General features: G+C 50.9%; 22 protein-coding genes and 1 tRNA gene. 17 read left to right on the forward strand and 6 right to left on the reverse strand.

From position 1 onward, the window contains the following. From HF324_RS31195 to HF324_RS31225, 7 genes are all read left to right on the forward strand, one after another. Positions 1 to 1248, forward strand: coding sequence for a sugar MFS transporter (locus tag HF324_RS31195; RefSeq protein ID WP_168807488.1), 1248 nt, complete (start codon positions 1 to 3; stop codon positions 1246 to 1248). Further along, the gene (locus tag HF324_RS31200; RefSeq protein ID WP_168861596.1) at positions 1245 to 2144 is read left to right on the forward strand and encodes a DUF1501 domain-containing protein; all 900 of its coding nucleotides are present in this window, start codon (positions 1245 to 1247) and stop codon (positions 2142 to 2144) included. Before HF324_RS31195 ends, HF324_RS31200 begins: the two co-directional genes overlap by 4 nt. Before the next feature lie 170 nt (positions 2145 to 2314). Next, positions 2315 to 2396, forward strand: a tRNA-Leu gene (locus HF324_RS31205). 226 nt (positions 2397 to 2622) lie between these two features. Next, positions 2623 to 4002, forward strand: coding sequence for a trigger factor (tig, locus tag HF324_RS31210; RefSeq protein WP_168807492.1), 1380 nt, complete (start codon positions 2623 to 2625; stop codon positions 4000 to 4002). After that, positions 3992 to 4696, forward strand: coding sequence for an ATP-dependent Clp endopeptidase proteolytic subunit ClpP (clpP, locus tag HF324_RS31215; protein ID WP_168807494.1), 705 nt, complete (start codon positions 3992 to 3994; stop codon positions 4694 to 4696). Before tig ends, clpP begins: the two co-directional genes overlap by 11 nt. 258 nt (positions 4697 to 4954) lie before the next feature. Then, positions 4955 to 6196 carry an ATP-dependent Clp protease ATP-binding subunit ClpX gene (gene clpX / locus HF324_RS31220; protein ID WP_168807496.1) on the forward strand — a complete coding sequence of 414 codons (1242 nt, stop codon included), beginning with the start codon at positions 4955 to 4957 and terminating at the stop codon, positions 6194 to 6196. A 165-nt stretch (positions 6197 to 6361) separates the two neighbouring features. Then, positions 6362 to 6676 carry a YtxH domain-containing protein gene (locus tag HF324_RS31225; protein WP_193114976.1) on the forward strand — a complete coding sequence of 105 codons (315 nt, stop codon included), beginning with the start codon at positions 6362 to 6364 and terminating at the stop codon, positions 6674 to 6676. A gap of 71 nt (positions 6677 to 6747) precedes the next feature. On the opposite strand, the gene HF324_RS31230 is transcribed toward HF324_RS31225, so the two are convergent. From HF324_RS31230 to porX, 6 genes are all read right to left on the reverse strand, one after another. After that, positions 6748 to 7623, reverse strand: a complete 876-nt coding sequence (locus HF324_RS31230; RefSeq protein ID WP_168807500.1) for a c-type cytochrome — start codon at positions 7621 to 7623, stop codon at positions 6748 to 6750. Between the two features lie 440 nt (positions 7624 to 8063). Further along, on the reverse strand, positions 8064 to 9203 hold the full coding sequence (locus HF324_RS31235) for an acyl-CoA dehydrogenase family protein (RefSeq protein ID WP_168807502.1): 1140 nt from the start codon (positions 9201 to 9203) through the stop codon (positions 8064 to 8066). A gap of 11 nt (positions 9204 to 9214) precedes the next feature. Beyond that, the gene (locus HF324_RS31240; protein WP_168861597.1) at positions 9215 to 10144 is read right to left on the reverse strand and encodes a ComEA family DNA-binding protein; all 930 of its coding nucleotides are present in this window, start codon (positions 10142 to 10144) and stop codon (positions 9215 to 9217) included. A gap of 71 nt (positions 10145 to 10215) precedes the next feature. Continuing rightward, complete coding sequence (locus HF324_RS31245) at positions 10216 to 10977, reverse strand: MBL fold metallo-hydrolase (RefSeq protein ID WP_168807506.1); 762 nt, start codon at positions 10975 to 10977, stop codon at positions 10216 to 10218. 8 nt (positions 10978 to 10985) lie between these two features. After that, positions 10986 to 11306 (reverse strand): hypothetical protein, encoded by a 321-nt coding sequence (locus HF324_RS31250; RefSeq protein WP_168807507.1) that lies wholly within the window; start codon positions 11304 to 11306, stop codon positions 10986 to 10988. 127 nt (positions 11307 to 11433) lie between these two features. Continuing rightward, entirely contained in the window at positions 11434 to 12987 is a 1554-nt protein-coding gene (gene porX / locus HF324_RS31255) for a T9SS response regulator signal transducer PorX (protein ID WP_168861598.1), read from the reverse strand. A 342-nt stretch (positions 12988 to 13329) separates the two neighbouring features. Between porX and HF324_RS31260 the strand changes: the two genes are divergently transcribed. The 10 genes from HF324_RS31260 to HF324_RS31300 all read left to right on the forward strand — a co-directional run bounded on the left by HF324_RS31260 (position 13330) and on the right by HF324_RS31300 (position 23030). Further along, complete coding sequence (locus HF324_RS31260) at positions 13330 to 14556, forward strand: HD domain-containing protein (protein ID WP_168807511.1); 1227 nt, start codon at positions 13330 to 13332, stop codon at positions 14554 to 14556. 87 nt (positions 14557 to 14643) lie between these two features. Beyond that, entirely contained in the window at positions 14644 to 15693 is a 1050-nt protein-coding gene (gene lpxD, locus HF324_RS31265; RefSeq protein WP_168807513.1) for a UDP-3-O-(3-hydroxymyristoyl)glucosamine N-acyltransferase, read from the forward strand. Between the two features lie 36 nt (positions 15694 to 15729). Further along, the gene (locus tag HF324_RS31270; RefSeq protein WP_235021570.1) at positions 15730 to 17148 is read left to right on the forward strand and encodes a bifunctional UDP-3-O-[3-hydroxymyristoyl] N-acetylglucosamine deacetylase/3-hydroxyacyl-ACP dehydratase; all 1419 of its coding nucleotides are present in this window, start codon (positions 15730 to 15732) and stop codon (positions 17146 to 17148) included. Between the two features lie 5 nt (positions 17149 to 17153). Continuing rightward, the gene (gene lpxA / locus HF324_RS31275) at positions 17154 to 17954 is read left to right on the forward strand and encodes an acyl-ACP--UDP-N-acetylglucosamine O-acyltransferase (protein ID WP_168807515.1); all 801 of its coding nucleotides are present in this window, start codon (positions 17154 to 17156) and stop codon (positions 17952 to 17954) included. After that, positions 17938 to 18558, forward strand: coding sequence for an ABC transporter ATP-binding protein (locus HF324_RS31280; protein WP_168861599.1), 621 nt, complete (start codon positions 17938 to 17940; stop codon positions 18556 to 18558). The genes lpxA and HF324_RS31280 overlap by 17 nt, the downstream gene beginning before the upstream one ends. A 53-nt stretch (positions 18559 to 18611) precedes the next feature. Continuing rightward, positions 18612 to 19880: an MFS transporter gene (locus HF324_RS31285; RefSeq protein ID WP_168807519.1), complete on the forward strand. Its 1269-nt coding sequence runs from the start codon at positions 18612 to 18614 to the stop codon at positions 19878 to 19880. 122 nt (positions 19881 to 20002) lie between these two features. Beyond that, positions 20003 to 20842: an MBL fold metallo-hydrolase gene (locus tag HF324_RS31290; RefSeq protein WP_168807521.1), complete on the forward strand. Its 840-nt coding sequence runs from the start codon at positions 20003 to 20005 to the stop codon at positions 20840 to 20842. A gap of 57 nt (positions 20843 to 20899) precedes the next feature. Continuing rightward, positions 20900 to 21280 carry a co-chaperone GroES gene (locus HF324_RS31295; protein WP_246269334.1) on the forward strand — a complete coding sequence of 127 codons (381 nt, stop codon included), beginning with the start codon at positions 20900 to 20902 and terminating at the stop codon, positions 21278 to 21280. 197 nt (positions 21281 to 21477) lie between these two features. Then, positions 21478 to 21606: a hypothetical protein gene (locus HF324_RS33750; protein ID WP_258539336.1), complete on the forward strand. Its 129-nt coding sequence runs from the start codon at positions 21478 to 21480 to the stop codon at positions 21604 to 21606. Positions 21607 to 21611: 5 nt separating this feature from the next. Continuing rightward, the gene (locus HF324_RS31300) at positions 21612 to 23030 is read left to right on the forward strand and encodes a helicase HerA-like domain-containing protein (RefSeq protein ID WP_258539337.1); all 1419 of its coding nucleotides are present in this window, start codon (positions 21612 to 21614) and stop codon (positions 23028 to 23030) included. Positions 23031 to 23072 lie beyond the last annotated feature (42 nt).

The raw sequence follows: 23072 nt of genomic DNA on the forward strand, positions 1-23072 counted from the left end.
ATGGCGGTAATATCCACAACCAACCAATCGTCCGCGACGGTCACCGGCAGCACGCAGTCCTACATGCCTGCGCTGATTTCGCTGGCCGTACTGTATTTCATGATGGGGTTCATCACCTGCCTGAACGATACGCTGGTACCCTTTTTCAAGAAAGGGTTTACCCTGAGTTATTCCCAGTCGTCGCTCGTGCAGTTTTATTTCTTTCTCACCTACGGCATCATGTCTGTGCCTGCCGGCAGGATCGTGAGCCGTACCGGCTACAAGAAAGGGATGGTGCTGGGCTTTGCCGTTGCGGCCGTAGGCGGACTGTTATTTTACCCGGCTTCCGTGTATCATCAGTACGTGCTGTTCCTGGCCGCGCTGTTTGTCATCGCTATCGGCATCGTGCTGCTGCAGGTGGCCGCCAACCCTTACATCACGGCGCTGGGGCCGGCCAATACCGCCTCCGCGCGGCTAACGATGATACAGGGCGTAGGGTCTGCCGGCACTACGGTGGCGCCGCTGTTCGGCGCGCATTTTATCCTGGCGAAGCTCGAAGAATCGCATGCCTCCAGCGAGGCGGTCAGGTATCCCTACCTGGGCATCGCTGCGCTGTTGCTGCTGATTGCCTTTATCGTTTCGCGTTTGTCCCTTCCCGTTATCAGCACTACCGGCAGCGCCGGTAAAACCGGCCAGGACGATGGCAAGGGCGTATTCTCCTTCCGGAACCTGCGTTTCGGCGTTATCGGCATATTCGTATACGTAGGCGCGGAGGTATCTATCGGTACTTTCCTGACCAACTATATCACCGATCTTCTGGACGTTCCCGAGAATGTGGCCAACAACTACGTGGCTTTTTACTGGGGAGGCATGCTCGTAGGGCGTTTAGCGGGTGCGGGCCTCCTGCGGGTGCTGCCGCCGGCGCGGGTGCTGGCCGTCTGTGCAGTGGGGGCCGTGGCGCTGGTCCTGTTGTCTGTGAGCACCACCGGCCTTGTGGCCGTGTGGAGCATGATCGCGGTGGGCTTATGCAACGCCGTTATGTTTGCCACCATTTTTTCGCTTTCGGTAGAAGGGGTAGGCCGTCATACCACGGCGGCATCAGGACTGCTGTCCACCGCCATTTGCGGCGGGGCGGTGATTTCCTACGCCCAGGGCTTGTTGAAAGACCACGCCACCTGGCAGATCGCTTTCCTGGTACCGGTGATCTGTTATCTCTACATCCTGTTTTATGGCCTCAACGGGTATAAAGCATCAAAACAGCCAGTATGAAAAGGAGAGATTTTTTAAGGCAGTCGGGCCTGGCATCCGGCATGTTGTTATTACCCGCCTTTGTGCAGGCAGCCGTGGCCAAAGCGCCTGTAGCCGCCGCCGGGCGCAGGGTGGTATTTATCCGCCTGCAGGGCGGCAACGACGGGCTGAACACCGTGATTCCCTATGGACAGCCGCACTATTACCAGCAGCGGCCCATGCTGGCCGTCCAGGCAGAAGAAGTACTGCCGGCAGCCGATGGCTGGGGCTTTCATCCGGCGCTGAAGGAGCTGATGCCCCTGTACGAACGGCGGCAGCTGCTCGTATTGCAGCAGGTTGGTTATCCCGACACCGACCCTTCCCATTATCATTCCGGGCAGATCTGGCGCACCGGTTGCTGCCAGGGGCTGGAAGCCAATCACTGGTTACCTGCCGGCGTGCCTGTGACGGATTACGGGGAACAGGATTTTGATGTTTCCCTGGAAGATGTCACCCGCAGGATCATGCAGGGAGATGCCACCCGTGTTTATCATGTGGCGCTGGACGGCTTCGACACGCATCAGTTCCAGCGGGTGCAGCATGACGGCTTGCTGGGGGTTTATGCCCGGGGCGTAAGCCGGTTTATGCAGGCACTGGAGCGGGGCGGGCAACTGGACGATACGCTGGTGGTCACCTGGTCGGAGTTTGGCCGCAGTATAGGCGAAAATGTGCGCCGGGGCACCGATCATGGCGAAGGCGGCCAGGTGTATATTTTCGGCAGCCGGCTGAAGCAGTGGGGAATTGAGCCCTGCAGGCTGACGGGAGGGCATTTGCCGGTACAGACCGATTTCCGCAGCCTCTACGCCACTATTGCCGGCCGCTGGCTGGAAACCGGCAGCAGGCTGAATGACCGCTTTCCCGCCATGGGATGGCTGTAAGAGGAGTGGCTGGGGCCTTTCTCCCGGATTCTGTTCACAAATTTTTTTAATTCATAGAAAATAATACCTTTGCAGTCCTTTTTGAGTAAGAAAGGACTGCTTTTTTTTTTATTTTCACGCGGCTCTCGGGGCTGACGGCTGAAAAGCAAAAGTTCTTATTTTTATCAGTTCCGGGTGTGGTGAAATTGGTAGACATGCCAGACTTAGGATCTGGTGCCGCAAGGCATGGGGGTTCGAGTCCCTCCACCCGGACACTTACATTAAGTGGCAATGTGTCAATATGGCAACGTGATAATGCTATGCTTTCCTTCACTTTCATTGTCACTGCGTTCCTATCTGACGCGCTCTCACCTAATCAATTGTCTTTTATTATTTTTTAGTTTCCTGCCATTCCTGCTTGCCGTTTGTGACTTCATGGCAGAAAATCAAACAAGGAATCATTATTGCTTCTTAAAGAACATTTTTATACAATTCAATTATGGCAACCGTTACCAGAGAAAACATTGGTTTATTGAACGATAAGATCACTGTGAAAGTGAGCCAGGAAGATTACCTTCCTAATTTTGACAAAGCAGTAAAACAATTCAGCAAGAATGCAAACATCCCGGGCTTCCGTAAAGGAATGGTGCCTGCCGGTATGGTTAAGAAGATGCACGGTCCGGCCATTTTCGGCGACGAAGTGCTGAAAACCGTGGAAAAAGAGCTGATGGGTTATGTACAGGCAGAAAAACTGGAGATCTTCGGTCAGCCGCTCTCTCTGGAAAAAACCGCTAAAAACCTCGATTTTGCTAATCCGGAAGAATATGCTTTCGAGTTTGAAGTAGGCCTGAAACCAACTTTTGAGGTAACTCCGCTCGAGAACAACAAAACCACCCTTACCCGTTACAAAGTAACTGTAACCGACGAGATGGTAAACGACGAATTACAGCGTTTACAGCTGAAAGGCGGCAAACCTTCTGAAGCAGAAGCCGTTTCCACCGAAGACGACATCATCAACGTTACTTTTGAGGAAGCAGATGCCAAAGGCAACGTAGTAGAAGGTGGTATCAACAAAGAAAACAGCCTGCTGGTAAAATACTTCACTGACGCTGTTCAGGCTGAGCTGAAAGGCAAAAAAATCAACGACAGCATTGTTATTGAACTGGGCAAATCTTTCGATGAACAACGTTTGGGCTGGATCCTGAAAGATCTGGGCTTTGAAACCGGCGATAAAGAAGCCGCTAAAAAGCACTTCAAACTGACTATCACCAAGATCACCCTGATCGAAAAAAGAGAATTGAACGAAGAGTTCTTCAAAGAAGTTTATCCTGCTGACAGCATCACCACTGAAGAGGCTTTCCGCGCTAAACTGAAAGAAGAAATCGCGAAATACTGGGATTCAGAAAGCCGCAACCATATGCACAACGACCTGTTTGAAGTGCTGGTTCACGAAACGCCGATCGAATTACCAAAGGATTTCCTGAAACGCTGGCTGCAGGTAGGTGGTGAAAAACCTAAAACCGCAGAAGAAGCTGAAAAAGAATTCCCGGGTTTCGACCATCAACTGCGCTGGACGCTGATCAGCGATAAACTGGTCCGTGACAATAAACTGGAAGTTTCTTTCGAAGACCTGAGAGAGAACGCCAAACAAAAAGTACTGGGCTACTACGGCGGTGCTGCCGCTGATGGAGCTGAATGGCTGGACAGCTACCTGGACCGCCTGCTGCAGGACGAAAAATTTGTTGACCAGACTTACCGCGAAATGATCACCGCCAAGTTGTTTGACTGGGCTGAGACCAAGGTGAACGTGAAAGAAGAGGAAATCAAAGCAGAAGAATTTGTTAATTTACCTCATAAACATCACCATCATGAACATTAATAACGACGAATTCAGAAGATATGCCATTAAACACCGCGGAATCAGCAGCCTGGTAGTAGACAGCTATGCCAAGAGCCACTCTATCAACAGCCTGACTCCCTACATCCTGGAAGAACGCCAGATGAATATGACGCAGATGGACGTATTCTCCAGGCTGATGGCTGATCGTATCATTTTCCTCGGCGACCCGGTAAATGACTATGTGGCGAACGTGATCACCGCACAGCTACTGTTCCTGGAGTCTTCCGACCGCAACCGTGATATTCAGATGTACATCAATAGCCCCGGTGGCAGCGTATACGCAGGCCTGGGCATTTATGACACCATGCAGATCATTTCTCCTGACGTAGCCACTATCTGTACCGGTATGGCCGCCTCTTTCGGCGCTGTACTGCTGGTAGCCGGCTCCAAAGGCAAACGTACTGCCCTGAAACACGCCCGCGTAATGATCCACCAGCCTCACGGCGGCGCTGAAGGTCAGACTTCTGATATCGAAATCACTGCCCGTGAGTTCGTTAAGCTGAAAAAAGAGCTGAACGAAATCATTGCCGGTCACTGCGGTCAACCCGTGAAAAAAGTGGAAAAAGACTCTGACCGTGACTACTGGATGACCGCCGACGAAGCCAAAGAATATGGCATCATCGACGACGTTCTTCAGAAAAATCCGAAAAAACAACTGGATACTCCCCAGTAATCCGGTAACCGGGCGTCAAGAAACAACAGATATAGCATAAATAGTAATTGTTAAATCCTGAGAATGCTTGATTTATCCCGTAACAACGACAATATCCGGACTGATCAGGAACATCCTGGCCGGTTAAGATAACTTTAACAGTCCCGCCTCAGGCGGGGCTGTTTTATTTTCCGCCCGCCCGGATTTTTAGTGTAAATTTGTAACCCTGTAACGAGATTGCAGGACTTGAGATTCGTCGAAAAATAATTTATTCTGAAAATGAAAGAATCGAAAATTCGTTGTTCTTTCTGCAGCCGCTCCAAAGATGATGTGCAGATACTGATTGCGGGCGCAGAAGGACATATCTGTGAAAACTGTGTGGCCAACGCGCAGGAGATCATTGACGCGGAGCTTTTCACTCCCGGCAAAAAATCTGCACCCACCACTGCCAGCGCTATGCCCAAAGTAGCCAAGCCCATGGACATGAAGAAGTTCCTGGATGAATACGTGATCGGGCAGGACGATGCCAAAAAAATACTGGCCGTAGCGGTATACAACCACTACAAAAGGCTCAACCAGCAAATAGGAGACGATGAAGTGGAAATTGAAAAATCCAATATCATCATGGTCGGTGAAACCGGTACCGGTAAAACCCTGCTGGCCAAATCCATCGCCAAACAGCTCAACGTACCCTTCACCATCGTAGACGCCACTGTATTCACAGAAGCCGGCTACGTAGGGGAAGACGTGGAAAGTATCCTCAGCCGCCTGCTGCAGGTATGCAACTACGACGTGGAAGCTGCGGAACGCGGCATCGTATACATCGATGAAATCGATAAAATCGCCCGTAAAAACGATAACCCTTCCATCACCCGTGATGTAAGCGGCGAAGGCGTGCAACAGGGCTTGCTCAAACTGCTGGAAGGCGCCGAAGTACTGGTTCCCCCACAGGGCGGCCGTAAACACCCCGAACAGAAACTGATCAAGCTGAACACCAGCAACATCCTGTTCATCTGCGGCGGCGCTTTTGACGGTATAGACCGTATCATCAGCAGAAGAGTACAGACCCATTCCATCGGCTTCACTGTCAACAAAGACAAAGAAGAAGAGAACAGGAAACAGATCCTCCGGTATGTGAATTCCCAGGACCTGAAATCCTTCGGCCTGATCCCGGAATTACTGGGACGTCTGCCGGTAGTGACCTATCTCAACTCGCTGGACCGAGACACCCTGAAAGCGATCCTCACCGAGCCGAAGAACGCACTGATCAAACAATACAAGAAACTGTTCTCTATCGAAAACATCGACCTCCAGGTGGAAGCCGAAGCGATCGAATACATCGTGGACAAAGCTATGGAATACAAACTGGGTGCCCGCGGCCTCCGGTCTATCTGCGAAGTGGTGCTGAGCGATGCCATGTATGAACTGCCATCCGCCAACGAAACCACTTTTGCGCTGACGAAAGAGTACGCCCAGGCTAAACTGGAACAGTCTACCTTATCGAAGCTCAAAGTAGCGTAGCCAATTACGAATTACAAATTACGAATTACGAATTAAAGGCTGCCTTTTGGAAAGGTTACTTAATAGCCGCCCGATAAAACTACCCTTCATTCGTAATTCGTAATTCGTAATTCGTAATTTGTAATTCGTAATTGTCTTTGTAATTAACCTTTAAAACCCACTATTATGCAGGAACTTATTCAGCAATTACAGGCCAAAGCCGGCCTCACCCCTGAACAGGCCGCCCAGTCGATTGAAGTGATCAAAGAATATGTGAAAGGCAAACTTCCTCCCTTTATTGCGGGTACTGTAGATACCTGGTTTGCCAATATGTCCGACAAACCCGGCGAAAAGAAAGAAGGCTTCATGGACAAAGCCAATGACTTCCTCGACGATGTAAAAGACAAAGCAGAAGACTGGAAAGATAAAGCGGAAGACTGGGCGGAAGACGCCAAAGAAAAAATCTCCGACCTCTTCAACAAGGAGAAAAAACAGGCATAACCAGCCACCCGAAAATATTAAACGGAAAGCCCCGTTGACGCGGTCAACGGGGCTTTCCGTTTACACGGGCCTTACAGGCTTTTCAGGTACAGAAACAACGCCTGCAGCTCTTCATCAGAGTACTGCGCCGTCATACTCCAGGGCATCTCATCGTTTTTAAGCTTCAGCCCTTCGGGCGTATTCCCCGTACGCAACGTGGCAATAAACTCCTGCGCGGTCCACCTGCCCACGTTTCCCTTAGAGGTGATATCAGCCACCTTTTTGCCACCGGGAACAGGACTGTCGCCACCAGTGAAGCGGGGATTATGACATCCCGAGCAGGACACCGACAGGTATTCACCGTAGGCTCTCGTTACAGAAACCGCCACCGTAGCGGGTTGCTGATAAGCATGATCTATCTTTTCTGCAGGGAAAAGCGGCAGCTTTCCCAATACTGTCAGCACTTTACCGAGCGGACCGGTCGTCGTAGGCGGCAGGCTCCTGTTGACCGGCGGTTGTGCTTTACAGAAAGCAATCAGCGCAGCCATATCTTTGTCGGACAGCTTCGCATACTCATAGGAAGGCATCAGTTTGAGGCTTTTATTGTCAGCGCCAATGCCATGTCGCATGGCCCGCAGCCAGTCCTGGTCCGTGTAGCCCGCCGGACGGCCGCCCTGCCCGCCCGTGAGATTGGCGCCCACTAAACGGCCTACGGCCGGATCATCAAAGAATACTTTACCGCCCAGGTCCGCACCGTGACAGTCACTGCAACCTTTAATAGCAAAAAGATGGGCGCCCGCGGCGATAGTGGCCGAATCATGCGGGATGTCTATGGGGCGCACCGTTACCGCATAACGCTTGTCGGCATGTGTGCCGTACAGATAAAAGAAAATACCGGAAACAAGGAGCAACAATGTTGCGAGGCCCAGCAATACAATGCCGGTCCACTTCAGGACTTTGGGGAACATGATGGTTACAATTGTTGGTTTAGGAATCAGGCGGTAAAATTAAAACGGGGAAATTTGCCGGATATCAGTAGTACTACTCATTTTTGGGGTAAAGATGCTTTTAACGTAGGAAAGCATAACGTGGATTACAGGTCGTAATGCTATTAGTAAGATGAAGATAAGGGCTTTTCCGGTATAAGAAAGCACCCGTTTTAAAGGGTGCTTTCCTGTGCGTAAAAGTGTTTCAAATCTTTCTTTGATTTTGTGTTAAGGTTGATAAACGGTAAAGAGTGATGAATTAACCCAAATTTAACGTTCCTTTTGCAATATTAAATAACACTAAAGGGGTAATATTTCATTTTATTGTCAAAAAAGATAAATGGTTTGCCCTTTATCTTTTTTTAAATTAAAAAAATTCGCTTATCCCAATCCTATCAAAATCAATAAATAATTCGCTGTAGTTATCTTAATGCCTCTCTGGCGATGACAATCTTCTGTATTTCGGACGTGCCCTCTCCGATGGTGCATAATTTTGCATCACGATAAAATTTCTCGACGGGGAAGTCTTTCGTATAGCCATAACCACCAAAAATCTGCACGGCGTCGTTCGCCACCCTTACGGCGACTTCGGATGCGTAATATTTAGCCATGGCGGCTTCCTTGGTCATTTTCACGCCGCGGTTTTTCATGTCTGCGGCCTGCAAAGTCAGCAGCGTAGCGGCTTCTATCTCGGTGGCCATATCCGCCAGCTTAAAAGAAACGCCCTGGAACGAAGCGATAGGCTGGTCGAACTGGTGCCTTTCCTTCGCATATTTCACTGCGGCGTCCCGTGCGCCCATGGCGATGCCCAGCGACAGCGCCGCAATAGAGATACGACCGCCGTCCAGCACTTTCATGGACTGAATGAACCCGTCTCCTTCCGCGCCCAGCATGTTTTCCGCCGGAATACGGCAATTGTCAAAAATCATTTCTGCAGTTTCAGAAGCGCGCATGCCCAGCTTATTTTCTTTTTTGCCGCCACTGAAGCCCGGTGTGCCTTTCTCCACCACAAAGGCGGTCATACCGTGACTGTCCCGTACATCGCCGGTGCGGGCTATCACTACGGCCACATCGCAGCTTTTGCCGTGTGTGATCCAGCACTTGGTGCCATTGAGCACCCAGTGGTCGCCGTCTTTTTTCGCTACGCATTTCATGTTCATGGCGTCGGAACCGGTGTTGGGCTCTGTAAGGCCCCATGCGCCGATCCACTCAGCAGTAGCGAGTTTGGGCAGGTATTTCTTTTTCTGCTCTTCATTACCAAACTGGAGGATATGACCTGTGCACAGCGAATTGTGCGCCGCCACACTCAGGCCGATAGCGCCGCAGAAGCGGGCGATCTCGCTGACAACGGTCACATATTCCAGGTATCCCATACCGCTGCCGCCATATTCCTGTGGTACCAGTACTCCCATTAATCCCAGCCCGCCCAGTTGTTTGAACAACGTTACAGGAAATTCCTGTGCTTCGTCCCACTCCAACACGTGCGGTACAATATGTGTTTTTCCGAAATCCCGGATCATTTGCGCGATCTGTTGCTGCATATCCGTTGGCTCAAAATTCATAACGTGCGGGTTTAAAAAGTGATTACAATGTAATGTTCAATTTTACGATAAATAACGTCATCCACCAACGGCAGCTGCCGCAGCTCTTCAACACGCCTGAAACCCCCGTGGGCACTGCGGTACTGTACGATCAGACGGGCCAGTTTATAGCGTATGTATGGATGTGCAGCCAAAGATTTTTCATCTGTGAGGTTGAGGTCTATTTTTTTTAGAGATCTATTACCGATCTGTAAGAAAGGTTGAATTTTTTTAAAGGTGCTATCCGGCAAACCATAACATTCGCCTACCTGGCTGATGTCGTAGAACCCGCCCAGCTTCTCCCGGAAGGCGACGATACGCCTCGCAAATCCCGGCCCTATGCCCGGCAACGACTGCCATTCGGCCGTATCGGCGGCGTTCACATCGATCGCCCGGGGCGGCGGCTTACGGTGATACTCCCTGTAATGATACGCCGTATCCCTGCGTTCCGCCTGCCGGGTACTGTCCCGGCAGGCGACAGCACGCGTGATCCGCACATAGGGCTGCAGCTGCCGGCACAACGCGGGCGCCAGTCCGTATATCCGTGCCAGGTCGGCCGCCGTACGGAACCGCCCGCCCTTCTGCCGGTAACGATCGATGGTGGCGGCTGTCCGCGGGCTGACGCCCAGCCGCTGCCAGTCCTCCGCCGGCAGCGTATTCGGATCGAAATAAAACAAAGCGCGGGGCACAACGGCAGCGGCTACACTGTCGTCCGCGGGCGCACGTTGTGCTTCGGCAGCTGCGGCGTCCAGCGAACGCAGGGCCGCCGCGCAACCGGTGGTATCCGGCAGCGTTACGGGATACAAATAAAACCAAAGGTCGGGCGCCCGATGGGTCAGCCATACCAGCAGCAGCAACAGGATGATCCCTGCCTGTTCCTTACGGGAAAAGCGGAATAATTCTTTCAGGGGAGTTTTGTGCATATTTGGGGTTATCGCTTGTCCCCAAGTTAATGCACTGTTGCCAGGAAAATGTTAACAGGAAGTAAACGCCGTTATATTTCCAGCGTAAGGCCGTCATAAGCCAGCGCCATGCCGTCGGGCAACTCCTTCATCACCTCGTCGTGCAGGCCCATCTGATGGCTGATATGCGTAAAATACACCTGCGGCACTTCCAGCTCGCGGCCCAGCGCTATGGCTTCGTCGAGGGTAAAATGAGAGATGTGTTTTTCTCTCCGCAGGGCGTTCAGCACCAGCACTTTGGAGCCGCGGATCTTTTCCTTTTCCTCCGGAGCGATGAAGTTGGCGTCGGTGATATACGTGAAGTCATGAATCCGGAAACCCATCACCGGCATTTTATAGTGCATCACCTGTATAGGCGTGATCGTGAGTCCGTTGATCTCAAACGGCGCGTCGTCAATGGTTTTCAGGTTAATTTCCGGGATGCCGGGGTATTTGAAATCCGCAAAGGCGTAGGCGAATTCACGCATGATAATGTTCTGCGAAAAATCAGTGGCGTAGATATCGATAGCGCCCTGCTGGAAATAGTTGAATGCCCGGATGTCGTCCATCCCGGCGATATGATCTTTATGCGAATGGGTGATCAGTACGGCTTCGAGGTGTTTTACCTTCGCCCGCAGCATCTGATAACGGAAGTCAGGCGTGGTGTCTACCACAATATTGCCTGCCGGCGAAGAAATAAAGATACTGCTTCTCAGGCGGTTGTCTTTGGGATTGACAGAAGTGCATACTTCGCAACCGCAAGCGATGACCGGTACTCCCTGTGATGTGCCTGTTCCAAGAAATGTAACTTTCATCCGTAGCGTTAGTTTTCTGATGCCTGTTCCCCGGCGCCGGCTGCCTCTCCGGCATCCTGCGCGGGCTTACTGTTCAGGATCTGCCTGTAGAGCTTGTGCGACTCTGCGGTGAGCAATTCCTCATTCAGCGGCAGCGTGGATAAAATATCCAGCAGCGTGTTGATACGTCCTTCCAGGTTCAGGAATTTATTGATCACCACAACCTTTTTGTCTTCAAGGATACAATAACCGGAAGTGAAAGAACCTTTTTCAAAACGCAACAGGTATTTTGCATCTTCAAAAATCTTCTCCAGCTTGGTCAGGTTATTAGGTGTGATCTTAATATTCATGCTACAAATTTAAACAATTACGAATTACGAATTACGAATTGAGGGCTGTTTTATGGGCTGGCTGTCAAGTAACCTTTCCAAAAGGCAGCCCTCAATTCGTAATTCGTAATTCGTAATTCGTAATTCTCTATTTGGAAACCATTCTTACTACCGGAACGATCATCTCCTCCAGTGAAATACCTCCATGCTGGAAGGTATTGCGGTAATAGTTCACAAAATAATTGTAGTTGTTGGGATAGCACAGGTAACCATCGCCACGGGCAAAAATGTAGGAGGAGTTGACGTTGGGCTTGGGAAGACCGGCATCTCTCGGATCGCGGAAAGCCAGTACTTCCTTCGGATCGTAGTTAAGGTTGCGGCCGTGTTTATAGCGCAGGTTGGTAGTGGTTTGTTTATCGCCGATCACTTTTACCGGTGTCTTCACCCGCACGCTGCCGTGGTCGGTAGCGATGATGAGGTTGATCTTTTTATCGCCGATGCGTTTGAGCGCCTGGTGCAGCGGACTGTGTTCAAACCAGCTGGCGGTGAGGGAACGGTAGGATGTTTCATCGCTGGCCAGTTCCTTGAGCACTTCCATTTCCGTGCGGGCATGACTGAGCATATCCACAAAGTTGTATACGATGATGCTCAGCGGGTAGTCCAGCAGGTTGTGGATGTTGCTGAGCATGTGTTGCGCGTCGGTATGGTTGGTGACCTTGGTGTAGGAAAACCGGCTGTCCATCTTCAGCCGTTGCAGCTGGGCGGCGAAGAACTTCTCTTCATACAGGTTTTTGCCACCTTCTTCATCGTCGTTTTTCCATTCTTCGGGGAACCTGTGTTCGATGTCTATCGGCAGCAGTCCGGCGAAGATGGCATTGCGGCTGTATTGGGTGCTGGTAGGCAGGATGCTGTAGAACGTATCTTCTTCCACCATTCTGAAAGATTCCTGGAAGATGGGGAGGATGGCCTTGAACTGGTCCAGCCGCAGGTTGTCTATCAGCAGGAACACATTCGGCACGTCGGGGTCCATCAGGGGAACGATCTTTTTGGAGAAGAGCGTGTGCGACATCACCGGCGCTTCTGTGGCTTTGGGATGCAGCCAGTTGGAATAGTTGCGGCTGATGAATTTGGCAAATTCCGTATTGGCTTCCGCTTTCTGGGTGTTGAACACTTCCAGCATTTCCGGGCTGTTGGCTTTGGTCATCTCCATTTCCCAGTACACCAGTTTTTTGTAGATGTCCATCCACTCGTTGTGGTCCGGGTTGGAACTGAGCGCCATAAACAGGGAGCGGAATTCCTGCTGGTAGGCGGTGGTCGTTTTTTCGGCCACCAGCCTTTTATTGTCGATGATTTTTTTGAGCGATAACCACACCTGGTTGGGGTTGACCGGCTTGATCAGGTAGTCGGTGATCTGCGCGCCGATGGCGTCGTCCATGACATTTTCCGCCTCATTTTTGGTGATCATCACTACGGGTATCTGCTGGTCTATCTCTTTGATTTTTCCCAGTGTTTCCAGGCCGGTAAGTCCCGGCATGGATTCGTCGAGCAGTACCACGTCCACCACCTGTTCTTTCAGAAACTCCAGTGCGTCATAGCCGTTGGTGAGGGCGGATACGTTATAACCTTTGCTTTCGAGAAAAATAATCTGTGATTTGAGGGACTCTATTTCATCATCTACCCATAGTATGTTGATCTGGCTCATAGTTCGTTTTATGGTTGCGGAAAACAGAAAATTACCGCTATTTTTTGGCAAAAATCATTCCCCGTATCCTGGTTTGGCGTAATTATATGTTAAAAATGGGTCATGCGGGCAAAAACCGGGATGGAAAAAGCGGGTCGGTCCTCAAAGTTAATTACCTTCGCGTATAACAATTTTCTACCTGTAACCTACCAATTGTTTTTTACTGTGAATAGGGGTTTCCCCTCTTCAAAGCGTCATTATAAGTAAAAAAAATACATATAATTAATTCATAGTGTAGTTTTGCATAATGGCACTATGGATTTCAGGTGCGCTTAGGCATTTGAAATTGAATAATCTGATGCAATGACCGAACGCAAGCGAAAAATTGTTAATGATCCGGTGTATGGCTTTATTACCATAGATCACCCGTTGATTTTTAACCTCCTTTCCCACCCCTGTTACCAGCGTTTACGCCGGATACACCAGATGGCACTGGCACACCTGGTATACCCGGGGGCCATGCATACGCGTTTTCATCACAGTCTCGGCGCCTATCATCTGATGACCATGGCCCTTCAGGAGCTGAAGAGCAAAGGCGTGGATATTTCGCCTGAAGAAGAGGTAGCCGCCAAACTGGCCATTTTGCTGCATGACATTGGCCACGGGCCTTATTCCCATGCACTGGAGAATGGTATCATCGAGGACGTTTCCCATGAAGCTATCTCCCAGTGGCTGATGGAAGACCTCAACCGCCAGATGGACGGAGCACTGTCACTTACTCTCGATATTTTTAATGGCCGTTATCATAAGAAGTTCCTGCATCAACTGGTTTCCAGCCAGTTAGACGTAGACAGGATGGACTATCTGAACCGCGACAGCTTTTTTACCGGTGTGGCCGAAGGCACTATCGGCTACGATCGCATTATCAAGATGCTGACCGTACACCAGGGAGAGCTGATGGTAGAAGAGAAGGGCATCTATTCCATTGAGAAGTTCATTGTGGCGCGCCGGCTCATGTACTGGCAGGTATACCTGCATAAAACGGTACTGAGCGCGGAAAACATGCTGGTAAAGATCCTGCAGCGGGCCAAAGCCCTGGCACAGGACGGCCAGCAGCTGTTTTGTTCGCCGGCACTGTCCTATTTCCTGTATAATACGGTCAGCAAAGACAATTTCGAACGGGAGCCTGATTGTCTGCGACTGTTCTGCATGTTGGATGATTATGATATCATGGGAGCCATCAAAGTCTGGTCGGAGCACCCGGACAAAGTACTGTCACTTTTATGTAAATGGCTCATTAACAGGGAGTTATTCAAAGTAGTATTAACCAACGAACCGTTCGACAACAGTGCGGTGGACCTGCTTCGCCAACAGGTGGCACAAAAATGGCAGATCACAGACAGTGACCTTGATTATTTTGTTTTCACGGATGTGGCCTCGCTGAGGGCTTATAACGTAAACGATGAAAAGATCAATATCCTGTTTAAAGACGGAACTGTAAAAGACATTTCCTCGATAGACAACGCATTGATTAGTCACACACTGGCTATACCGGTAAAAAAATTCTACATTTGTCATCCAAAAATCTAGGCTAACAACGTTTTACAAGCTTTAAAACATTAAAGAATAATTTCATACATTCCGGAGTAGGCCTGGAAAACATTACAAATATTATTTATGCAGTTTAGCGCATTACAGTTAGCGACCATGTTAGATGGTAAGCTGGAGGGAAATCCGGACGTGAAGGTGAGCAACATCGCCAAAATCGAAGAGGCAGGCGAGGGCATGCTCAGTTTTATTGCCAATCCTAAGTATGAAGAGTTCATATATACGACGAAAGCATCCATTCTGATTGTGAATGAAAGCCTGGTGATAGAACGCCCTATCCATTCCACGCTTATCCGGGTAAAAGACGCATACAGCAGTTTTGCCCTGTTATTGGAGAAATACCGTTACCTGACCGGCAACAAATCCGGCATCCAGCAACCTTCCCACATTCCCCAGTCTGTAAAGATGGGGCAGAACGTATTTGTGGGCGCGTTTGCCTACCTGGGCGAAAACGTGGTACTGGGCAATAACGTAAAAATATACCCGGGGGTATACCTGGGCGAGAACGTCATTGTAAACGACGACGCGGTGCTGTACCCCGGCGTAAAAGTATATGACAACTGTATCGTAGGCAGCCGCACCATCCTGCATGCCGGTTGCGTGATCGGTGGCGATGGTTTCGGTTTTGCGCCGCAGCCCGACGGTTCCTATAAAAAAGTACCGCAGATCGGCAACGTGGTGATCCACGACGACGTGGAAATCGGCGCCAATACTACCATTGACCGGGCAACGATGGGTTCCACCATCATCCGCCAGGGGGTGAAACTGGACAACCTGATCCAGGTGGCCCACAATGTGGACATCGGGCTGAACACCGTGATTGCTGCGCAGACCGGCGTTTCCGGCAGCACCAAAATCGGCCAGAACTGTGTGATCGGCGGCCAGGTGGGCATGGTAGGCCATATCCACATCGCTGACGGCACCAAGATCAACGCCCAGAGCGGACTTTCCAAGTCCATCACTGTTCCCAACAGCTCCCTCACCGGCTCCCCGGCCTACGATTATAAAAGTTCGCTGAAAAGTCAGGCAATTTTTAGAAATTTGCCGGACCTTGAAAAACGCGTGAAGGAATTAGAGGAGATGGTAAAACAACTGTTACAGGAAAAAGCAGGGGTTTAATTAACTTGAAGATCAAACAGTTATACATTAGTTAATATGATGGAAAATCAACAGTTGCAGAACCAGCATACCCTGAAAGGCGACATCAGCATTTCGGGTGTGGGTTTGCATACAGGAGCCAGTGTAAACATGACGCTGAAACCGGCATCCCCGGGGTCCGGCATCAAATTCCAACGTGTAGACCTGCCTAACCAGCCCGTTGTAAAAGCGGACGTGGACTACGTAGTAGATACCGCCCGCGGCACCACGCTGGAACATAACGGCGCCCGTGTGAGCACGATCGAGCACCTGCTGGCAGCGCTGGTAGGTACCGGTGTTGACAACGTACTGATTGAGCTGGACGGCCCGGAAATTCCTATCATGGACGGCAGTTCCCTCCCCTTCATCGAAGCCATCGAGAAAACAGGGATACAGGACCAGGACGCCAAAAAGATCTATTATACCATAGATACCAACATCAGCTACTACGACGAACAAAAAAAAGTAGAGATGGTAGCGCTGCCGGCACTGGACTACAGCATCACCTGCCTGATCGACTTCAACTCTCCCGTACTGGGCACCCAGCACGCGAAAATGAAGAGCATTGAGAACTTCCGGAACGAGATCGCCTCCTCCCGCACGTTCTGCTTCCTTCACGAGCTGGAGTACCTGCTGAACAACAACCTGATCAAAGGCGGCGATATCAACAACGCCATCGTGGTGGTAGACCGCGCTGTAAACGAGGAGGATATGACCCGCCTCGCCAAAGCCTTTAACCGCGAAACGATGTCAGTACAACGCGAAGGTATCCTCAATAATATTGAGCTGCGTTTCCCCAACGAGCCGGCACGTCACAAACTGCTGGACGTAGTGGGCGACCTGGCCCTGATTGGCTATCCCATCAAGGCGCATATCATCGCCAACCGTCCGGGTCATGCTTCCAACGTGGAGTTTGCCCGTAAGATCAAGGCTTATATCAAAAAGAACAAGCACAATAAAGACGTTCCGGTATACGATCCCAACCAGCCGCCGATTTTTGATACTCCCCGTATCGAAAGAACGCTGCCACACCGTTATCCGATGCTGCTGGTAGACAAAATCATTGAACTGGGCGAAGAGAGAGTGGTTGGTATCAAAAACGTCACTTTCAACGAACATTTCTTCCAGGGGCACTTCCCGGCCAACCCGGTGATGCCGGGCGTTTTACAGCTCGAAGCGCTGGCCCAGGTAGGCGGCATCCTGGCACTGAACCGCGTACCGGACCCGGAGAATTACGACACCTACTTCCTGAAAATCGACAACTGTAAATTCAAACAGAAAGTCGTGCCGGGAGACACCATGATCCTGAAAATGGAACTGCTGAGCCCCATCAGAAGAGGGCTCGTGGAAATGCGGGGAACGGTTTTCATTGGCAATAAGGTTGCTACCGAAGCCGACATGATAGCACAAATTATAAAAACCAGAGAAGGCAAATAAAAGCAATGATCCACCCGCTTACATACATACATCCGGACGCCAAAGTAGCGCCTAATGTTAAAATTGATCCGTTCACCGTCATCCACAAAAATGTAGAAATCGGCGACGGCACCTGGATAGGCTCCAACGTGACTATCATGGAAGGAGCCCGCATCGGTAAAAACTGCCGCATCTTTCCGGGCGCCGTTATTTCTGCTATCCCTCAGGACTTAAAATATGCGGGTGAAGAAACCACTGTGGAAATCGGGAACAACACTACTATCCGTGAATTCGTGACCATCAACCGCGGCACGCGCGACAAGTGGAAAACCAGGATCGGCGATAACTGCCTGATCATGGCTTACGGCCACATTGCGCACGACTGCGAAGTGGGCAACCACTGCATCTTCTCCAACAACACCACCCTCGCAGGACATATCACCGTGGGCGACCACGTGGTACTGGCCGGCATGGTGGCCATCCAGCAGTTCTGTAAAGTAGGCGACCACGCCTTCGTTACCGGCGGCTCCCTTGTCAGAAAAGATGTACCCCCTTACGTTAAAGCCGCCCGTGAACCCCTCTCCTATGTGGGTATCAACTCGGTAGGCCTGAAAAGAAGAGGTTTCTCCCTGGAAAAAATCAATCATATCCTGGATATTTACCGTGTGATTTTTGTGAAGGGCTATAAATTATCCAAGGCCATCAGCATCATCGAAGCTGAATTCCCTGCCACCGACGAAAGAGACGAGATCCTGTCCTTCATCCGTGAGTCCGGCCGTGGTATTATGAGAGGTTATACTTCCCATTCCAATGACGATATCTCTTGACCAAACAGGTAAACGTTTCAACTACGACTGGATATTTCGTGGTGTGAGCCTCACCTTCCAGGAAGGAGAACGCTACGCGATTCTGGGGCCCAACGGTTCAGGAAAATCCACTTTACTACAGGTTATCAGCGGCGCCGTTCAACACAATGAAGGCACCGTACAATACAGCACACCGGAAAAACCCATCGCTCCCGATGCGTTTTTCCGGTACTGTGCTATTGCAGCCCCCTATCTCGAGCTCATAGAAGAATTCACCCTCACCGAGATCATCACCTTCCACACCCAGTTCAAATCCCTGCTGCCCGGCATTACACCCGCCATGGCCATGGAAATGGTCGGACTGGAAAAGGCCGCCCATAAACAACTCCGCAACTTCTCCTCCGGCATGAAGCAGCGCATCAAACTGGCGCTGGCCATCCTCAGCGATGTGCCCGTATTACTGCTGGACGAACCCTGTACCAACCTCGATGCCGCCGGCGTAGCGCTATACCAGGGACTGATCAACCAATACGGCCATAACCGCCTCATCATCGTCAGCTCCAACGATGAACAGGAGTACTTCATGTGCAAACACCACATCCGCATCACCGACTACAAACAATAGTGCGGCCATATCGCGATTTTGTTATCTTCGTTGCCAACTAACCGTCTTCACGAATGATTACTGCCGGCAAAAAAGTCCTTAACGGCTGGGCCATGTATGACTGGGCCAACTCCGTGTACAATCTCGTTATCACTACTACCTTTTTCCCGATTTATTTCCTTGCCGTCACCGACGAACATGTATCCTTCCTGGGGATGCGTTTTGTCAACTCTGCCCTGTATAACTACACCATGGCAGCGGCTTTCCTGCTGGTAGCGATCGCTTCTCCCATCCTGTCGTCTATTTCCGACACCCGGGGCAATAAGAAGAACTTTCTGAAATTTTTCACTATCCTGGGTTCGCTGTCCTGCGCCACCCTTTTCTTTTTTACCAAAAGCACCCTATGGCTGGGCGTGCTGGCGTTTATGCTGGCCACCATGGGTTACTGCGGCGGACTGGTGTTTTACAACTCCTATCTGCCGGAAATAGCCGCGCCTGAAGACCGTGACCGTATCAGCGCCCGCGGCTACAGCATGGGCTACATCGGCTCCGTACTGCTGCAACTGATAGGTTTCGCCCTCGTGATGCTACTGCCGTTCGGGCTGGACGAAGGGCAGGCTGTCAGGAGTACCTTCCTGCTGGTAGGCGTTTGGTGGCTGGGATTTGCCCAGATCACTTTCGCCAGGCTGCCGGCCACCAAAGCCACCGTCAGCAAACACAACGCCGGCGCTTTCACCGAAGGATTCAACGAACTGCGTAAAGTATATGCCCAGGTGAAAACCATGCCGGTGCTGAAACGTTTTCTGCGTGGCTTCTTCTTTTACAGCATGGGCGTACAGACGGTGATGATGGCCGCTACCATCTTCGGCAGCAAAGTACTGAACCTCCCGTCCGACAAACTGATCGGCACCGTGGTGATCATCCAGGTGGTAGCCATTGCCGGCGCGTGGGGCATGGCCCGCCTCTCCGGCATCTTCGGCAATCTTCGTGTATTGATCGGCGTTGTCATCGTATGGATCGGTATCTGCATAGCTGGATACAAAATGCAAACCGCTACCGACTTCTATCTGCTGGCCACCGCAGTAGGCCTGGTGATGGGCGGCATACAATCGCTCAGCCGTTCCACCTACGCCAAACTGATGCCCGAAACCGAAGACACCGCCAGCTTCTTCAGTTATTACGACGTTACTGAAAAGCTGTCCATTGTAATCGGAATGTTTTCTTTTGCCTATATTGATGATTATACGGAGAACATGCGCAACTCCGTGCTGGCGCTGGTCGTGTTTTTCGTGATCGGCCTGCTGTGGATTATTTCCGCACTGCTGAAGCAACGGAAGATGTAGAAATTTGGGTATTTTGACATTGGGTTATTGAGTTTAGGGCGCTTTATTTTTCTCTTCAGAAACAGCCCAATAACCAAATATCAAAATGCCCCAATAACCAAATAACCAAATAACCAAATAATATGCGGTTGTATACCATTGAAACTGGCTTTTTCAAACTGGACGGCGGCGCCATGTTTGGCGTAGTGCCCAAAACACTGTGGAACAAGACGAATCCTGCGGATGAAAACAACCTGTGTACCTGGGCTATGCGTTGCCTCCTCATCGAAGACGGTAACCGCCTGATACTGATAGACAACGGCATCGGCGATAAACAGGACGCCAAATTCTTCAGCCATTATTACCTGCACGGCGATGCCACACTCGATAAATCCCTTGCGGCGCACGGCTTTTACCGGGACGACATCACCGACGTATTTTTAACGCACCTGCATTTTGACCACTGCGGCGGCAGCATTGTACGCGAAGGAGATAAACTGCTGCCAGCCTTCAAAAACGCTACCTACTGGAGCAATGAAGACCACTGGAAATGGGCGACCGTGCCCAACGACCGGGAGAAAGCCTCCTTCCTCAGGGAAAACATCCTGCCCATCCAGGAAAGCGGTCAGCTGAAATTTATCGCCCACCAGGAAGGCATCGCCTTTACAGATCATATTAATATCCGGTTTGCCAACGGCCATACCGATGCCATGATGCTGCCCCAGATCCGGTATAAAGACAAAACCATCGTGTACATGGCCGACCTGCTCCCGTCTGTCGGGCATCTGCCCATCCCCTATGTGATGGCGTACGATATGTTCCCGCTGACCACCCTCACGGAAAAGAAAAGGTTCCTGCAGGAGGCCCTGGACAAACAGTATGTGCTGTTCTTCGAACATGATCCGGTAAATGAGTGCTGCACGTTGCAAAACACTGAAAAAGGAATCCGGGCAGGCGAAACATTTGCACTCAGCGCCCTGTAGACACTGTCAGTATGTCATTGTCCCGCAGGCCCGCACTATTTTTGATCAGGGGAAAGCATGGCTATACATATTACACCGGATAATAAACTCAAAAAACTCATCGTTGTTGGCGATCGGGTACTGATTAAGCCAACAACGCCGCATGACCGTACCAAAAGCGGATTATACCTGCCCCCCGGTGTGCAGTCAAAAGAAAAGGTACAGAGAGGATATGTGATCAAAACCGGTCCGGGTTACGCTATTCCCGTTCCTGTGGAAGAAGAGGACTCCTGGAAACCGGAGGAAGACAAAGTGAGATATATCCCGTTACAGGCCAAAGAAGGCGATCTGGCCATCTTCCTGCTGAGTGGGTCCACCGAGATCGTATATGAAGACGAAACATACTTCATTGTGCCACAGGGAGCCATCCTGATGCTGGAAAGGGAAGAAGACCTGTGATCATTTAGGGATTTTGATATTTAGTTCCCGTCCGCTGGGCGGGATTTTTTTTGCCCGTTGGGGAGATACACGGGCTGCCGGGGAGATTTTTGTTTATATTATCGGGAGATTATATTTCGGTCCCGGTGTGCAAACTGCCATTCGACGGCAGCGATTGCAGCCGCTTTTTGTTATCTTCATAAAAAACATTTTACACCATGGCCAATAAAGAAGCATTTCTGGAATCCATTAAGAACGGCTATACATTTAAAGGCGAGCATTTCAAATTAGGATGTGCTATGCTGGATGGTGAAGTGATCAGCGGAGCAGACGTATCCCTCCCCTGAAAACCATGAACAGGCATGGTTTGATCGCCGGCGCCACCGGTACAGGGAAAACCAAGACCCTGCAGGTGATCGCCGAAGGCCTCAGCGACGCCAGCGTACCAGTGTTACTGATGGACATCAAGGGCGACCTTAGCGGTATTGCAGCTGCCGGCACCGACAACCCTAAAATCCAGGAACGGTACCAGAAAATCGGCGGCTCCTGGTCCGCCGCCGCTTACCCTTCAGAACTGCTGTCCCTCAGTCATGAGAAAGGTGTCCGCCTGCGCGCCACCACCAGTGAATTCGGCCCTGTCCTGCTTTCCAAAATACTGGAACTGAACGATACCCAGGCCGGCCTGGTAGCCATGCTGTTTAAATATTGCGATGATAATAAAATGCCCCTGCTGGACCTGAAGGACTTTAAAAAAGTACTGCAGTTCGCCAGCGACGAAGGCAAAGCCGAACTGGAAAAAGATTATGGTAAAATATCCACCACCTCTACCGGTACCATCCTGCGCAAAGTGATAGAGCTGGAACAACAGGGCGCCGATGTCTTCTTCGGGGAAAAATCTTTTGAAGTGGACGACCTGATGCGCATCAGCGACGACGGCCGCGGCATGGTGTCCATCCTGCGGGTAGCCGATATCCAGGACCGCCCCAAACTATTCTCCACCTTCATGCTCAGCCTGCTGGCAGAACTTTATGCCACGCTGCCGGAAGAAGGAGATCTCGAGAAACCTAAACTGGTGATGTTCATCGACGAAGCACATCTCATCTTTAACGAAGCCAGCGACGCGCTGCTGAAACAGATCGACACCATCATCAAACTGATACGCTCCAAAGGCGTGGGCATTTTCTTCTGTACCCAAAACCCCATGGACATTCCGCCTTCCGTGCTCGGACAACTGGGCCTCAAAGTACAGCACGCCCTGCGCGCCTTTACCGCCAATGACCGTAAAACCATCAAACAAACTGCAGAAAACTACCCGCTGTCTGATTTCTATAAAACCGACGAGCTGCTTACCCAGATAGGTATCGGCGAAGCGCTGATCACCTGCCTCAACGAAAAAGGCGTGCCCACCCCGCTGGCAGCCACCATGCTGGTATCGCCGCGCTCCCGCATGGACGTGCTCTCCGATGCGGAAATAGACGCACTGGTCAGCAACTCCAAACTGGTGAAGAAATACGCCGAAGCCATCGATAGTGAAAGCGCCTATGAAATACTGACCGCCAAACTGGAGGAAGCCGCGGAGAAAACCGCCACAGCCACCGCCTCCGAGTCATCCGGCTCCGGGAAGAAAAAAGAAGAAAAAAGCCTGTTCGAACAGGTGATGGGCAGCTCCGCCATGCGGCAGGCAGGCCGTACAGCCGCCAACGTTATCACCCGCAGCCTGCTGGGCGCACTGGGTCTGGGCGGCAGGAGCAGGAAGAAGTCTATTTTCTAAAAGCATGGCCGGTCAGGATTGCCGGGGAAAGGATTTCTGTAA

Origin of the sequence: Chitinophaga oryzae (genome assembly GCF_012516375.2) — a bacterium.
Taxonomy (GTDB): domain Bacteria; phylum Bacteroidota; class Bacteroidia; order Chitinophagales; family Chitinophagaceae; genus Chitinophaga; species Chitinophaga oryzae.